General features: G+C 60.1%; 11 protein-coding genes. 5 read left to right on the forward strand and 6 right to left on the reverse strand.

Annotated elements, in window-relative coordinates:
* The first annotated feature begins 49 nt into the window (after positions 1–49).
* The gene (miaE, locus tag ABLV76_RS03835; RefSeq protein WP_004206526.1) at positions 50–814 is read left to right on the forward strand and encodes a tRNA isopentenyl-2-thiomethyl-A-37 hydroxylase MiaE; all 765 of its coding nucleotides are present in this window, start codon (positions 50–52) and stop codon (positions 812–814) included.
* A gap of 282 nt (positions 815–1,096) precedes the next feature.
* On the opposite strand, the gene ABLV76_RS03840 is transcribed toward miaE, so the two are convergent.
* The 4 genes from ABLV76_RS03840 to pepA all read right to left on the reverse strand — a co-directional run bounded on the left by ABLV76_RS03840 (position 1,097) and on the right by pepA (position 6,649).
* Positions 1,097–1,600, reverse strand: a complete 504-nt coding sequence (locus ABLV76_RS03840) for a GNAT family N-acetyltransferase (protein WP_017900565.1) — start codon at positions 1,598–1,600, stop codon at positions 1,097–1,099.
* 119 nt (positions 1,601–1,719) lie between these two features.
* Positions 1,720–4,575: a valine--tRNA ligase gene (locus ABLV76_RS03845; RefSeq protein WP_017900564.1), complete on the reverse strand. Its 2,856-nt coding sequence runs from the start codon at positions 4,573–4,575 to the stop codon at positions 1,720–1,722.
* The gene (gene holC, locus ABLV76_RS03850; protein WP_004206530.1) at positions 4,575–5,018 is read right to left on the reverse strand and encodes a DNA polymerase III subunit chi; all 444 of its coding nucleotides are present in this window, start codon (positions 5,016–5,018) and stop codon (positions 4,575–4,577) included. The genes ABLV76_RS03845 and holC overlap by 1 nt, the downstream gene beginning before the upstream one ends.
* 119 nt (positions 5,019–5,137) lie before the next feature.
* Positions 5,138–6,649, reverse strand: coding sequence for a leucyl aminopeptidase (gene pepA / locus ABLV76_RS03855; protein WP_004206531.1), 1,512 nt, complete (start codon positions 6,647–6,649; stop codon positions 5,138–5,140).
* A 389-nt stretch (positions 6,650–7,038) separates the two neighbouring features.
* Between pepA and lptF the strand changes: the two genes are divergently transcribed.
* Positions 7,039–8,136: an LPS export ABC transporter permease LptF gene (lptF, locus tag ABLV76_RS03860; RefSeq protein ID WP_012969078.1), complete on the forward strand. Its 1,098-nt coding sequence runs from the start codon at positions 7,039–7,041 to the stop codon at positions 8,134–8,136.
* Positions 8,136–9,218 (forward strand): LPS export ABC transporter permease LptG, encoded by a 1,083-nt coding sequence (gene lptG / locus ABLV76_RS03865; RefSeq protein WP_002886956.1) that lies wholly within the window; start codon positions 8,136–8,138, stop codon positions 9,216–9,218. The genes lptF and lptG overlap by 1 nt, the downstream gene beginning before the upstream one ends.
* Before the next feature lie 48 nt (positions 9,219–9,266).
* Here lptG and ABLV76_RS03870 read toward each other — a convergent pair whose 3' ends face one another.
* A complete protein-coding gene (locus ABLV76_RS03870; protein WP_048322798.1) occupies positions 9,267–10,769 on the reverse strand; it encodes a helicase HerA-like C-terminal domain-containing protein in 1,503 nt (500 codons plus the stop codon).
* Between the two features lie 97 nt (positions 10,770–10,866).
* Entirely contained in the window at positions 10,867–11,688 is an 822-nt protein-coding gene (locus ABLV76_RS03875; protein WP_135731569.1) for a TIM barrel protein, read from the reverse strand.
* Between the two features lie 351 nt (positions 11,689–12,039).
* Between ABLV76_RS03875 and ABLV76_RS03880 the strand changes: the two genes are divergently transcribed.
* Together ABLV76_RS03880 and iolB are read left to right on the forward strand one after the other, a co-directional pair.
* Positions 12,040–13,545 carry a CoA-acylating methylmalonate-semialdehyde dehydrogenase gene (locus ABLV76_RS03880; protein ID WP_004146794.1) on the forward strand — a complete coding sequence of 502 codons (1,506 nt, stop codon included), beginning with the start codon at positions 12,040–12,042 and terminating at the stop codon, positions 13,543–13,545.
* An 18-nt stretch (positions 13,546–13,563) separates the two neighbouring features.
* On the forward strand, positions 13,564–14,373 hold the full coding sequence (gene iolB, locus ABLV76_RS03885) for a 5-deoxy-glucuronate isomerase (protein ID WP_004206535.1): 810 nt from the start codon (positions 13,564–13,566) through the stop codon (positions 14,371–14,373).
* Positions 14,374–14,781: the final 408 nt, after the last annotated feature.

Raw genomic sequence — 14,781 nt, forward strand, 5'->3', positions numbered from 1 at the left:
GTTGTAGATGGATACGGCGGCGCCAGCCGCCGTATAGCAAGGAACTTCCATGGATTACCCGCAGATACTCTCCCCGATTATCAACTTCCTGCACTGCCCGACGCCGCAGGCGTGGATTGACGAAGCCCGCAAGCCGGAAAACCTGCCGCTGCTGCTGACCGACCATATGGTGTGCGAACTGAAAGCGGCGCAGAACGCCATGCTGCTGGTGCGTCGCTACGTCGCGGATAAAGCCGACGCCGATGAGCTTCTGGACTGCCTGAAGCCGTATGAAGACTTCACCTACCGCCGGGGGCCGGAGCCGGATTTTGTCGCTCTGCATAAGCGGATCAACAAAAGCGCCATGCCGCAGACCGACGACCCATGGGGCCGTCAGCTGCTGGACAGCATGATTTTGCTGATTAAAGAGGAGCTGCATCACTTCTGGCAAGTGCGGGAGATGATGCTGGCGCGCGATATCCCCTATGTCAAAATCACCGCCAGCAACTATGCCCGCGGCATGCGACGGGAGGTACGCTCACATGAGCCGGTGATGCTGATCGATAAGCTCATCTGCGGCGCCTATATCGAGGCCCGCTCCTGCGAGCGCTTTGCGGCGCTGGCGCCGTGGCTGGACGACGATCTGCAGAAGTTCTATCTGTCGCTGCTGCGCTCGGAAGCGCGTCACTATCAGGACTACCTGGATCTGGCGCAGAAGATTGCCGGAGAAGATATCAGCGAGCGGGTACGCCAGCTCGGCGAGGCGGAAGCGGCGCTGATCCTCCGTCCGGAGGCCGAGTTCCGCTTTCACAGCGGCGTGCCGGCGGCGGCGTAGCCCACGCTATTCGGCCCCTGTAGCCCCGGTAGCCACTAACACCGGCAGTTTCAGTAGTCATGGGGAGAGAGATAGCGTTGAGAGTTTCAGCTCGCAATGGTACGGGCCGTAGGTCGGGTAAGGCGTTAGCCGCCACCCGACAAAAAAACGGCACCGCAAGCACGGGTAAGGTGCCAGCAGTGCCATCCGGGACATACCCCGGTAGCGCTGCGCTTAGCCGGGCTACCGAACTGTAGCCCCGGTAAGCGTAGCGCTACCGGGGACGCCTGCGATATCGAGGCGCTACAGCGTTTTCAACATCCGCACTTCGCAGTCCACGTGGCCGGTGCAGCCCAGCGGACCGTCAATATGTTCGAAGCCAAGATGCTCATATAAGCCGATCGCCTCCGTCAGGAAGGCGGTGGTTTCCAGATAGCAGCGTTTAAAGCCCTGCTCGCGGGCGTAGTCCAGCGCCAACAGCGCCAGCTTCTTCGCCAGCCCCTGGCCGCGGGCGCTGGTCATAAAATACATTTTCTGCAGCTCGCAGATATCCGGCTCGCTGCAGGCGAGCGGCGCGACGCCGCCGCCGCCAACCACTTCTCCCTCTTTCTCCACCACCCAGTAGGCGGAGCCCGGCTGGCTGTACAGCTCATACAGCTCATCGAGATTCGGGTCGGCGACCGTATAGCCTTTATCGGCGGTCAGGCCGTATTCAGCGGAGACCTGACGGATGACCCTGGCGATGGCGGGATTGTCTGCCGCCGTAATGCGACGCAGCAACGTCGCCGCGGGGACGCTCGTATTCATACAATGACTCATTACCCAAAAAAGACGAATGATGATGTTAATAACATCGCGGCAGGGGAGAGCGCAAGCGAGGATGTTTCATAAAAACGCCCCTTGCCGGGTGGCAAGGGGCGGGAGGGTTACAGCGCGGCGATCACCGCCTGCTGTTCAATCAGCTTCGCTTTCGCTTCCGCGTAGCCTTCCAGCTTCTCGCGCTCTTTGGCGATCACCGCTTCCGGCGCGCGGGCGACAAAGCCTTCGTTGGCCAGCTTGCTTTCGATGCGGCCAATCTCGCCTTCGATTTTCGCCACTTCTTTCGCCAGACGCGCCAGCTCATCTTCTTTGTTGATGAGGCCCGCCATCGGGATCAGCAGCTCGGCGCCGTCGACGATCTTGGTCACCGAGACCGGACCTTTATCCTCGGCAGGCAGCACGGTAATGCTTTCCAGACGCGCCAGATTCAGCAGGAAGCTGCGGTTGTCGTTCACGCGACGCTCGGCCTCTTTGCTGCAGCCGCGCAGCAGCAGTTCCAGCGGTTTGCCCGGAGCGATGTTCATTTCCGCACGGATGTTACGCACGGCGACGATCGCCTGCTTCAGCCATTCGGTGTCGGCCAGCGCCGCGTCGTCCACCTGAGAGGCATCGTACTGCGGGAACGGCTGCAGCATGATGGTGTCGGCGGTGATCCCGCAGATGACCTTCACGCGCTGCCAGATGGTCTCGGTGATGAACGGAATGATCGGATGCGCCAGGCGCAGCAGACCTTCCAGCACAGTCACCAGCGTATGGCGAGTGCCGCGCAGCTCCGCTTCGCTGCCGCCGTTCATGACCGGCTTGGTCAGTTCCAGGTACCAGTCGCAGAACTGGTTCCAGGTGAACTCATACAGGATGCCGGCGGCGATATCGAAGCGGAAGTTATCCAGCGCTTCGCGATACGCTTTGACGGTGTGGTTGAATTCCGCAAGGATCCAGCGGTCGGCCAGGGAGAGCACCATCTCGCCGCCGTTGAAGCCGCAATCCTGATCTTCAGTGTTCATCAGCACAAAGCGGCTGGCGTTCCACAGCTTGTTACAGAAGTTACGGTAACCTTCCAGACGCTTCATATCCCAGTTGATGTCGCGGCCGGTAGAGGCCAGCGCCGCCAGGGTAAAGCGCAGGGCGTCGGTGCCGTGCGGCTCGATGCCGTTCGGGAACTGTTTCTCGGTGCGCTTACGGATTTTCTCGGCCAGCTGCGGCTGCATCATGTTGCCGGTACGTTTCTCCAGCAGCTCCGGCAGGGTGATGCCGTCAACCATATCCAGCGGGTCGATAACGTTACCCTTGGATTTGGACATCTTCTGGCCTTCGTCATCGCGGATCAGACCGGTCATGTAGACGGTCTTAAACGGAACCTGCGGTTTACCGTTTTCATCTTTGATGAAGTGCATGGTCATCATGATCATGCGGGCGATCCAGAAGAAGATGATGTCGAAGCCGGACACCATCACGCTGGTTGGGTGGAACTGACGCAGGGCGTCGGTGTTTTCCGGCCAGCCGAGGGTGGAGAAGGTCCACAGCGCGGAGGAGAACCAGGTATCGAGAACGTCTTCGTCCTGACGCAGCGCAACGTCGGCGCTCAGGTTGTTTTCCTGACGCACTTCGTCTTCGCTACGGCCCACGTAGACGTTGCCGTCGTTGTCATACCATGCCGGAATGCGGTGACCCCACCACAGCTGACGGGAGATACACCAGTCCTGAATATCGCGCATCCAGGAGAAGTACATGTTTTCGTACTGCTTCGGCACGAACTGGATGTCGCCGTTTTCAACGGCTTCCACCGCCGGCTTGGCCAGCACGTCCGCGCGCACGTACCACTGGTCGGTCAGCATCGGTTCGATAACCACGCCGCCGCGGTCGCCGTAAGGGACGGTCAGGTCGTGCGGTTTGATCTCTTCCAGCAGGCCGAGGGCGTCAACCGCCGCAACGACGGCTTTACGCGCCGCGAAGCGTTCCAGTTTCTGGAACTCCGCCGGGATCTCGCTGGAGTAGACGTCAGATTCATTGCCTTTGGTGTCGTACACTTCCGCGCTTTCGCGGATGTCGCCGTCAAAGGTCAGGATGTTGATCATCGGCAGCTGGTGACGACGACCCACTTCGTAGTCGTTAAAGTCGTGCGCCGGGGTGATCTTCACGCAGCCGGTGCCTTTCTCCATGTCGGCGTGTTCGTCGCCCACGATCGGGATGCGGCGGTTTACCAGCGGCAGCACCACGAATTTGCCAATCAGATCTTTGTAGCGCGGATCTTCCGGGTTAACGGCCACGCCGGTATCGCCCAGCAGGGTTTCCGGACGGGTAGTGGCGACCACCAGGTAGTCTTTACCGTCAGCGGTTTTCGCGCCATCGGCCAGCGGGTAGCGGATGTGCCACATCGAACCTTTCGATTCGCGGTTTTCCACTTCGAGGTCGGAAATGGCGGTGCGCAGTTTCGGGTCCCAGTTAACCAGGCGTTTACCGCGGTAGATCAGATCTTCTTTGTACAGGCGAACAAAGACTTCTTTCACGGCATTGGAAAGCCCCTCGTCCATGGTGAAGCGCTCGCGCTCCCAATCCACGGAGTTGCCGAGACGGCGCATCTGACGGGTAATGGTGCCGCCGGATTCCGCTTTCCACTGCCAGATTTTGTCGATGAAGGCGTCGCGGCCGTAGTCGTGGCGGGTTTTCCCTTCTTCAGCGGCAATCTTACGCTCAACCACCATCTGGGTAGCGATACCCGCGTGGTCGGTCCCCGCCTGCCACAGGGTGTTTTTGCCCTGCATGCGCTGGTAGCGAATCATGGTATCCATGATGGTTTGCTGGAAGGCATGACCCATATGCAAACTGCCGGTGACGTTCGGCGGCGGGATCATGATGCAGAAGCTCTCCTGGCTTTCATCACCATTCGGTTTGAAATAGCCCTGCTTTTCCCAGTGCTCGTAAAGCGGCTGTTCGATATCTTGTGGGTTGTATGTCTTTTCCATTATTTCCAGGTTGCCGTGTTCAGGTTGAAACCAGCCATGCGGTACGCCTTATAGCGTTCGCGCGCCAGTTGTTTCAGATTTTCTTCGTAAGGGACAAAGTCTATCACTTCTGTGAAAGCGGTGGCAAAATCTGCAAAGTTAAGCCGCAGGCTGATCAGAATATCCCGCGGGCTGCTGTTGCGCTTTTGCGGCCAGGCAATCTCCACCGGCGCGCCGCCTCGCGGGCCTTCGCCCGCCAGATTGTGCGGCACAAAGCTCTCCGGCGGCCGCGACCACAGCGCCTCATCGAGACGAATCGCCTGCTGCTCATCTTCACAGGCGATCAGGACGCGCTTGCCGTTGCGCCAACGTTCTGCGGCAATGTCACACACCAGCTGCTCGACGGCGCTCAGGCCGTCGACGGTGTCTTCGTTGTCCAGAAGGTAGAACGTTGCATTCTTCATATATGGGGCTTCTTGTGCTGAATTAAAGCATGTTGCCCGGTGGCGCTACGCTTACCGGGCCTACAGTGTGCTGCCGTTTGTAGGCCGGGTAAGGCATCGCCGCCACCCGGCATGTCACATCACTCTTCGCCGTTAAAACCCGCGCGATTGAGCAGGAACTGCGACAGCAGAGCGACCGGACGACCGGTGGCGCCTTTGGCTTTGCCGGAACGCCAGGCGGTGCCGGCGATGTCGAGGTGCGCCCAGTTGTACTTGCGGGTGAAGCGCGACAGGAAGCAGCCGGCGGTGATCGCGCCGCCAGGACGGCCGCCGATATTCGCCATATCGGCAAAGTTGGATTCCAGCTGGTCCTGGAACTCATCGGCCAGCGGCAGACGCCATGCGCGGTCGCCCGCCAGTTCAGAGGCGCCGATCAGCTCATGGGCCAGCGGGTTATGGTTCGACATCAGGCCGGTGATGTGATGGCCGAGGGCAATCACGCAGGCGCCGGTAAGCGTCGCCACATCGATAACCGCTTCCGGCTCGAAGCGCTCAACGTAGGTCAGCACATCGCACAGCACCAGACGGCCTTCGGCGTCGGTGTTCAGCACTTCCACCGTCTGGCCGGACATGGTGGTCAGAACATCGCCCGGGCGATACGCGCGACCGCCAGGCATGTTTTCACAGCCCGCCAGCACGCCGATCACGTTCAGCGGCAGCTGCAGCTCAGCAACCATCCGCATCACCCCGTACACCGCCGCGGCGCCGCACATGTCGTACTTCATCTCGTCCATGCCTTCAGCCGGCTTGATGGAGATGCCGCCGGAGTCGAAGGTCAGGCCTTTACCGACCAGCACGATAGGGCGCGCGTCTTCCGACGGGTTGCCTTTATACTCGATGACCGACATCAGCGACTCGTTCTGCGAACCGTTGCCGACGGCGAGGTAGGCGTTCATTCCCAGCTCGCGCATCTGCTGTTCGCCGATCACGCGGGTGATAACGTTTTTGCTATAGGTATCGGCCAGCTGGCGTGCCTGGGAGGCCAGATAGGCGGCGTTACAGATGTTCGGCGGCATGTTGCCGAGATCTTTCGCCGCTTTGATGCCGGCGGCGATCGCCAGCCCGTGCTGAATGGCGCGTTCGCCGCTGGTCAGCTCGCGACGGGTCGGCACGTTAAAGACCATTTTACGCAGCGGGCGACGCGGCTCGCTTTTGTTGGTCTTCAGCTGGTCGAAGCTGTACAGCGTCTCTTTGGCGGTTTCAACGGCCTGGCGAACTTTCCAGTAGTTGTTACGGCCCTTGACGTGCAGCTCGGTCAGGAAGCAGACCGCCTCCATTGAACCGGTATCATTCAGGGTATTGATGGTTTTCTGGATGACCTGCTTGTACTGACGCTCATCCAGTTCGCGCTCTTTGCCGCAGCCAATCAGCAGAATGCGCTCAGACAGAATGTTTGGCACATGGTGCAGCAATAACGTCTGGCCAGGTTTGCCTTCCAGCTCGCCGCGACGCAGCAGGGCGCTGATGTAGCCGTCGCTGATTTTATCGAGTTGTTCGGCGATGGGGGAGAGGCGACGTGGTTCAAAGACGCCGACCACGATACAGGCGCTCCGCTGCTTCTCCGGGCTACCGCTTTTTACACTGAACTCCATGCACTATGCTCCTGAATCTTAAAGACAACAGTGGTGGCTACGGCTATACTCGTCGCCTTTCAAGTTGCAGATGCGCCGGCTGCGCCTGCTTACCCTGACGTGGCACATTGTGCGCGCCAGGGGCCACAGCCCTGCTGCCTTCTTACAACTCGAAATCCATTGAGTATATAATTGCAAGCTTTCGTAACTCATATCCGCTGTTGCGGTGACTTCGTGTTAATCTTAACGTTATTAAGGCCTGGGTTCGTCAGAAAAGATCCTGACATGCAGAACCGATGAGTCATTTAATCTTAGCGACGTTTTCGACGACCAAAGAGAATAAATGACGTTTAAGCCATGAAACAAGCAATTTTCCTGCACTAAAACGGGTTTTTACGGGCGTATTTATAGTGATAATCATAAGATATCTGGTTCGTGAGACGCTGAAAAGCCAGTTGGCGATCCTATTCATCCTGTTACTGATTTTCTTTTGTCAGAAATTAGTCAGGATCCTCGGCGCTGCGGTGGATGGCGATATCCCAACCAATCTGGTGCTCTCGCTGTTGGGGCTCGGCATCCCGGAGATGGCGCAGCTTATCCTGCCGTTAAGTCTGTTCCTTGGCCTGCTGATGACCCTCGGCAAGCTGTACACCGAAAGCGAAATTACGGTGATGCACGCCTGCGGCCTGAGTAAAGCCGTGCTGATCAAGGCGGCGATGATCCTCGCGCTGTTCACCGGCGCGGTGGCGGCGGTCAACGTGATGTGGGCGGGGCCGTGGTCGTCGCGCCATCAGGATGAAGTGCTGGCGGAAGCCAAAGCCAACCCCGGCATGGCCGCTCTGGCCCAGGGCCAGTTCCAGCAGGCCAGCGATGGTAACGCGGTGATGTTTATCGAGAGCGTCAACGGCAACCGCTTCCATGACGTCTTCCTTGCCCAGCTGCGTCCGAAAGGCAACGCGCGACCTTCCGTGGTGGTGGCGGATTCCGGCGAGCTGTCGCAGCAGAAAGACGGTTCGCAGGTGGTGACCCTCAACAAGGGCACCCGCTTTGAAGGCACCGCGATGCTGCGCGATTTCCGCATTACCGATTTCAATAACTATCAGGCCATTATCGGCCACCAGGCGGTGACCTCCGATCCGGACGACACCGAACAGATGGATATGCGCACTCTGTGGCAGACCCACACCGACCGCGCGCGTGCCGAACTGCACTGGCGCTTCACGCTGGTGGCGACGGTCTTCATTATGGCGCTGATGGTGGTGCCTCTCAGCGTGGTGAACCCGCGCCAGGGCCGCGTGCTGTCGATGCTGCCGGCGATGCTGCTCTACCTGGTGTTCTTCCTGCTGCAGACCTCGATTAAGTCGAACGGCGGCAAAGGCAAAATGGACCCGGCTATCTGGATGTGGGCGATCAACCTGCTCTATTTTGCGCTGGCGGTGCTGTTAAACCTGTGGGACACGGTGCCGATGCGCCGCTTCCGCGCCCGTTTTAATAAAGGAGCGGCCTGATGCAGGCGTTTGGCGTACTTGACCGTTATATCGGTAAGACGATTTTCAACACCATCATGATGACGCTGTTCATGCTGGTGTCGCTCTCCGGCATTATCAAGTTTGTCGATCAGCTGAAAAAGTCCGGGCAGGGCAGTTACGACGCGCTGGGCGCCGGCCTCTATACCATCCTCAGCGTGCCGAAAGACATCCAGATCTTCTTCCCAATGGCGGCGCTGCTTGGCGCGCTGCTGGGGCTGGGGATGCTGGCCCAGCGCAGCGAGCTGGTGGTGATGCAGGCGTCCGGTTTCACCCGGCTGCAGGTGGCGCTGGCGGTGATGAAAACCGCTATCCCGCTGGTGCTGCTGACCATGGCGATCGGCGAGTGGGTGGCGCCGCAGGGCGAACAGATGGCGCGCAACTACCGCGCCCAGCAGATGTACGGCGGTTCGCTACTTTCCACCCAGCAGGGGCTGTGGGCGAAAGATGGCCATAACTTTGTCTATATCGAACGGGTGAAAGGTAACGATGAGCTGGGGGGCGTCAGCATTTATGCTTTCAACCCGGAGCGTCGTTTACAGTCGGTGCGCTATGCCGCCTCGGCAAAATTCGATAGCGAGAATAAAGTGTGGCGCCTGTCGCAGGTGGATGAATCCGATCTGACCGATCCGAAGCAGGTGACCGGGTCGCAGATGGTGAGCGGTACCTGGAAAACCAACCTGACGCCGGACAAGCTCGGCGTGGTGGCCCTGGATCCGGATGCGCTGTCGATCAGCGGGCTGCACAACTATGTGAAATACCTGAAATCCAGCGGTCAGGATCCGGGACGCTACCAGCTCAATATGTGGAGCAAAATCTTCCAGCCGCTGTCGGTGGCGGTGATGATGCTGATGGCGCTGTCGTTTATCTTTGGCCCGCTGCGTAGCGTGCCGATGGGCGTCCGGGTAGTGACGGGGATTAGCTTCGGCTTTATCTTCTACGTGCTGGATCAGATTTTCGGCCCGCTGACCCTGGTGTACGGCATACCGCCGATCATCGGCGCGCTGTTGCCAAGCGCCAGCTTCTTCCTGATAAGCCTCTGGCTGATGATGCGTAAGGCCTAGCGGGTAAGCCTGAAACCTAAGCCCCCTCATTGATGAGGGGGCTTTTTTTTAGCGCTTGCGTCCGCCCAGCAGGCTGCCCAGCATGCCGCGGACGATCTGATTGGTGACCTGGCGAACTGCGCTTTTCGCCGCGGTCTGCACGATACCGTCGCGTTTGCCGCCGCGCGGGCCGGTGCTGCCGAACAGGATATCTTTCAGGCCGCCGAGCAGCCCGTCGTCTTCTCCGCTCTGCTGACCCTTCGCCGGCGGAGCCGACTGCTGCTCGGTAGTGACCTGCACCCCTTGCTGCAGCATCTCGAAGGCCGACTCGCGGTCCACCTCCTCTTCATACTTGCCGTACAGCGGCGAGTGATTCAGCAGGCCATTGCGCTCGTCATCGCTGACCGGCCCCATCCGCGAGCAGGGGGCGATAACCATCGCCCGCTCGACCACCGACGGACTGCCTTTCTCATCGAGGAAGGAGATCAGCGCCTCGCCGGTGCCCAGCTCCTGGATCGCCTGTTCGGTACTGAAGGCCGGGTTGGCGCGCATGGTCTGGGCGGCGGTTTTCACCGCTTTCTGATCCTTCGGCGTAAAGGCGCGCAGCGCGTGCTGCACACGGTTGCCCAACTGGCCGAGCACAGCGTCGGGAATATCCGCCGGGTTCTGCGAGACAAAATAGACGCCGACGCCCTTGGAGCGGATAAGACGGATCACCTGTTCGATTTTATCCAGCAGCACCTGCGGCGCATCGTTGAACAGCAGATGCGCCTCATCGAAGAAGAACACCAGTTTGGGCTTGTCGAGATCGCCCGCCTCCGGTAGGCGCTCGTACAGCTCGGAGAGCATCCACAGCAGGCTGGCGGCGTAGAGCTTCGGCATCTGGTAGAGCTTTTCAGCGCTGAGGATATTGATCACCCCTTTGCCACTGGCATCGACGCGCATCCAGTCGGCAATATCCAGCATCGGCTCGCCGAAGAAGTGCCCGGCGCCCTGTTGCTCCAGGGTCAACAGCCCGCGCTGGATGGCGCCTACCGAGGCGCTGCTGATATTGCCGTACTGATTCTGGAAAGATTTGGCGTTGTCGCCGATAAACTGGGTGATGGCGCGGAGGTCTTTGAAGTCGAGCAGCAGCAGGCCGCGGTCGTCCGCGATGCGGAAAATAATGTTCAGCACGCCGCTCTGCACCTCATTGAGATTGAGCAGGCGCGCCAGCAGCAGGGGGCCAAGATCGGAGACCGTCGCCCGCACCGGGTGGCCCTTTTCGCCAAAGATATCCCAGAGCACCACCGGGTTGGCGTGCGGCTCCCAGTCGCTGACGCCGATCTTCTCCAGCCGCGCCTGCAGTTTCTCTGAGCTCTGCCCCGCGGCGGCAATGCCGGTCAGGTCGCCCTTGACGTCCGCCATAAATACCGGCACGCCAATCTCCGAAAACGACTCAGCCAGCTTTTGCAGGGTGACGGTTTTACCGGTGCCGGTCGCACCGGTGATCAGCCCATGGCGGTTGGCCATGGCGGGCAGCAAATAGAGCGCGTTATCCAGCGTGCGCGCAATCAACAGGGGTGAGCTCATGATCGATTCCTCCATTTATCCTGCGACGATTATAGGCAACCTCGTCGTCCGGCGTTGGGGAAATCGTCACGCGCCGCGCACGCTGTCGCGAGAGGCCTCAGGCGCAGTGGCGTTGGATAAGCGAGATGCTCTGCTCAATTTCGCGCTCAATATCCGCTTCGCTCCACTGCGCCAGCTCGGGAGCGAAGGGTTCAAAAGCGTATATCCCCTGATAGCCGCGGGCTTCCAGGGCCTTAACCTGCTCGCAGGTGCCGAGACGATCCTGCGGCGTCAGCATGATGCGCTCGGCATCGGTGAGCTGCTCGCGCGGACGGGTATCGTCCACTCCGGAAAGGTGGACCAGCCCGATGTCCGCCACTTCCACCTGGCTGAACTCGTCCGCCGCCTGCGGGTAGAGATGGTGATGGAAGGTGTCGATCAGCAGCTTAAACGGCACGCGCGCGTCATGGATCAGCGTCTGCGCCTGGTGCGCCGATCGCAGCGAGCTTTGCGGGAAGCCCAGCGGCTCCACCAGGCCGTGGATGCCGTAGAAGGCGAACAGCGGGGCCAGATCGCGCAGGGCGCCCAGGGTGTCGCTGGCCGGTATCTCGCTGCCGTCGTTGAGCGGGCAGAGCACCAGCGATTTGGCGCCGATGGCCTGAGCCTCTTTCAGCAGCGACTCGGTCAGCTGCCGCACCTCTTCGCTACGGCGGTTAAAGGGATAGACCGCATTAATCGTCAGGATCTCGATGTGATAACGCGCCGCCAGCTCGCGCACCTGCTGATGGCTTAAATCGTCGGTCACCTTCCCGCTGGGTAAATCGTTGCGCAGCTCGACTTTATTCAGGCCCAGACGGTTCACCAGACGGAAAAACGCTTCAATGCTGAGCGCTGGCGCGATTTTGCGGTTAATACAAAAACGTTGCATTGCGATGGCCATAGGACACTCCTGACGGAAGAGGGTTAGGTTCGTTCAATTGGCTAACAGTCAAAACGTTTATTCCAAAATAAGCAAGAATGAAAATGATGATTGTTTGAGCTGCCTCGCAAAATATTCCCGGCCGCCGCGGCGGGAGCGACCGGGACGGGGAGCCTGGCATCACGAGGCGGCGCGGCTCGATGGGGGAAGCGTGTAAGCGATGCGTGAGCGCAAAATGCGACTGTTATCACCAAAATGAAATTTCATTTCACAACAATGTTGAAATATAAATTTCATTTTACTACGGTTATAGCACAGCAGAATCAGCGACGGGCCGGTGTGCGCTGGCCCTCTTCACTATGAGGCGAGAACATGACGATCACAGGAAACTTTATTGGCGGGAAAACCGTTATCAGCAGCAGCAACGAAACGATGCCGGTGTACGATCCGGCGACGGGAAAAGCGGTGCGCGAAGTCACGGTATCGACCGCGCAGGAAGTCTCTGAGGCGATTCAGGTTGCTCGCGATGCGTTTGACAGCTGGTCCCGTACCACGCCGCTGCGCCGCGCCCGCGTGCTGTTTAACTTCAAAATGCTGCTGGAGCAGCACGTGGAAGAGCTGGCGGGGATCATCGTCAGCGAGCACGGCAAAGTGTGGTCGGATGCGCTGGGCGAGCTGACCCGCGGCATGGAAGTGGTCGAATTCGCCTGCGGGATCCCGCACCTGATTAAAGGTGAATACTCTTCTGACGTCGGCACCGGCGTCGACAGCTATTCGCTGATGCAGCCGCTGGGCGTGGTGGCCGGGATCACCCCGTTCAACTTCCCGGCGATGGTGCCGATGTGGATGTTCCCGCTGGCGCTGGCCTGCGGCAACAGCTTCGTCCTCAAGCCGCCGGCGCTGGCGCCGACGGCCGCCGTGCGTCTGGCAGAGCTGCTGAAAGAGGCCGGTCTGCCGGACGGCGTGTTTAACGTCGTGCACTGCAGCAATGAAGATGCCGAGCAGCTGTACACTGACCCGCGCATTGCGGCAGTGAGCTTCGTTGGCTCCTCCGGCGTGGCGGAGTATATCTATAAGACCGCCAGCGCCCACGGCAAGCGCGTGCAGGCCTTTGGCGCCGCCAAAAACCACGCGATTGTGATGCCGGATGCCGATCTCGACGCCACCGTTAACGCCATTATGGGCGGCGCCTTCGGTTCCGCAGGCGAGCGCTGCATGGCGCTGCCGGTGGTGGTCGCGGTGGGAGATGAAACCGCCGACAAACTGATCGCCCGCCTGAAGCCGTTGGTGGAGGCGCTGAAAGTGGGCCCGGGCTGTATGCGCGGCCAGGAAGAGAACGAGATGGGGCCGGTGGTTTCTGATACTCACCAGAAAAAAGTCCTCGGCTATATTGATAAAGGCGAAAGCGAAGGGGCAAAACTGGTGGTCGATGGCCGCAAACTGCGCGTGCCGGGTTACGACGCGGGCTATTATGTCGGCGGCACCCTGTTCGATCACGTCACCCCGGAGATGACCATCTGGCGCGAAGAGATCTTTGGCCCGGTGCTGGGGATTGTGCGCGCGGCGGACTATGACAGCGCCCTCGAACTGGTCAACAGCCACGAGTTTGGCAACGGCAGCGCCGTCTTCACCAGCAACGGCCACACCGCGCGTGAATTCGTCCACGACGTGCAGGCGGGGATGGTCGGGGTGAACGTGCCGGTCCCGGTGCCGATGGCGTTCCACAGCTTCGGCGGCTGGAAGCGCTCAGTGTTCGGGGCGCTGAACGTTCACGGGCCGGACGGCGTGCGCTTCTACACGCGCATGAAGACCGCCACCGTACGCTGGCCGGCAGGGCAGCAGACCGTATCTGAATTCAGCATGCCGACGTTAGGTTAATCGGCGAAGGAGAGCGCCATGTCGTTACTGGCTAAATCGCGAAAAGAGGGACAGATCCAGCATATTACGCCGCAAAGCGCCGGTTGGCGCTATATCGGCTTTGATGTCTGGATGTTGAAAAAAGGGCAGACCGTGACGCTGGAGAGCGGCGACCGCGAGCTGTGCCTGGTGCTGGTCGCCGGCCTGGCGTCGGTGAAAACGCAGCAGGCCGATTTCCCGAATCTCGGTAAACGGATGTCGCCGTTTGAACGCACCCCGCCGTGGTCGGTGTACGTGCCGCCGCAGGATCGGGTCGAGGTGACCGCCGATTCCGATCTGGAGCTGGCGGTGTGTAGCGCGCCGGGCAAAGGCAGCTTCCCGGCACGCCTTATTCGGCCGGAAGACGTCGGCGTCGAGCATCGTGGGAAAGGGCGCAACCAGCGTCGGGTGCATAATATTCTGCCGGACAGCGCCGAGGCGGATTGCCTGCTGGTGGTGGAAGTCTACACCGACGAAGGGGCCACCAGCTCGTGGCCGTCGCATAAGCACGATACCGCCCAGCCGGGCAAAGAAACGCAGCTGGAAGAGACCTACTATCACCGCTTCGATCCGCCGCAGGGCTTTGCCTTCCAGCGGGTCTACACCGACGACCGCAGCCTGGACGCCTGCATGGCGCCCTATAACCACGACGTGGTGATGGTGCCGCGCGGTTACCATCCGGTGGCGGCGATTGCCGGTTACGACAGCTACTATCTGAACGTCATGGCCGGGCCGGACCGGAAATGGCTGTTCACCTGGGAAGATGACCACGCCTGGATCAACACGCCGGAGTATCCGCGTCACGACTAACGTGACGCGCAGACGCCGATAAAAAAGGCCGGTTAGCGATGCTAACCGGCCTTTTTGTTTGAGAGCCGCGGGTACATTTGTAGCGTAACGCTCCGCAGAATCTCTCTCTCAGGCCCGGCAAGCACAGCGCTGCCGGGGAGGACACCTCAGGCGCCATACCCGTCTTATGCCGGATGGCGCTACGCTTATCCGGCCTACAGGATCCTCTCCTGAGCCCATATAACCCACGCCCGGCAAGCGCAGCGCCGCCGGACAAGATATCAGACTCGATACCTGGGATGTTGTCGGGTGGCGGCTGCGCCTGACCCGGCCTACAGGGGTCCTGCGACCTGTCCTTGATTTACCCACTTGCGCGACTGAAACTGCCGGTGCTGACGGCCTCAAAATCGCTGAGACGTTCCCGGAAGG

The organism is Klebsiella sp. GB_Kp047, from assembly GCF_040065235.1.
Lineage (GTDB): Bacteria > Pseudomonadota > Gammaproteobacteria > Enterobacterales > Enterobacteriaceae > Klebsiella > Klebsiella quasipneumoniae.

What these genes read in the sequence shown, in the direction of transcription:
- ABLV76_RS03880 (WP_004146794.1), top strand. Translation starts at nt 12,040, where the DNA reads ATGACGATCACAGGAAACTTTATTGGCGGGAAAACCGTTATCAGCAGC.
- iolB (WP_004206535.1), top strand. Translation starts at nt 13,564, where the DNA reads ATGTCGTTACTGGCTAAATCGCGAAAAGAGGGACAGATCCAGCATATT.
- miaE (WP_004206526.1), top strand. Translation starts at nt 50, where the DNA reads ATGGATTACCCGCAGATACTCTCCCCGATTATCAACTTCCTGCACTGC.
- lptG (WP_002886956.1), top strand. Translation starts at nt 8,136, where the DNA reads ATGCAGGCGTTTGGCGTACTTGACCGTTATATCGGTAAGACGATTTTC.
- ABLV76_RS03870 (WP_048322798.1), bottom strand. Translation starts at nt 10,769, where the DNA reads ATGAGCTCACCCCTGTTGATTGCGCGCACGCTGGATAACGCGCTCTAT.
- ABLV76_RS03875 (WP_135731569.1), bottom strand. Translation starts at nt 11,688, where the DNA reads ATGGCCATCGCAATGCAACGTTTTTGTATTAACCGCAAAATCGCGCCA.
- holC (WP_004206530.1), bottom strand. Translation starts at nt 5,018, where the DNA reads ATGAAGAATGCAACGTTCTACCTTCTGGACAACGAAGACACCGTCGAC.
- pepA (WP_004206531.1), bottom strand. Translation starts at nt 6,649, where the DNA reads ATGGAGTTCAGTGTAAAAAGCGGTAGCCCGGAGAAGCAGCGGAGCGCC.
- ABLV76_RS03845 (WP_017900564.1), bottom strand. Translation starts at nt 4,575, where the DNA reads ATGGAAAAGACATACAACCCACAAGATATCGAACAGCCGCTTTACGAG.
- ABLV76_RS03840 (WP_017900565.1), bottom strand. Translation starts at nt 1,600, where the DNA reads ATGAATACGAGCGTCCCCGCGGCGACGTTGCTGCGTCGCATTACGGCG.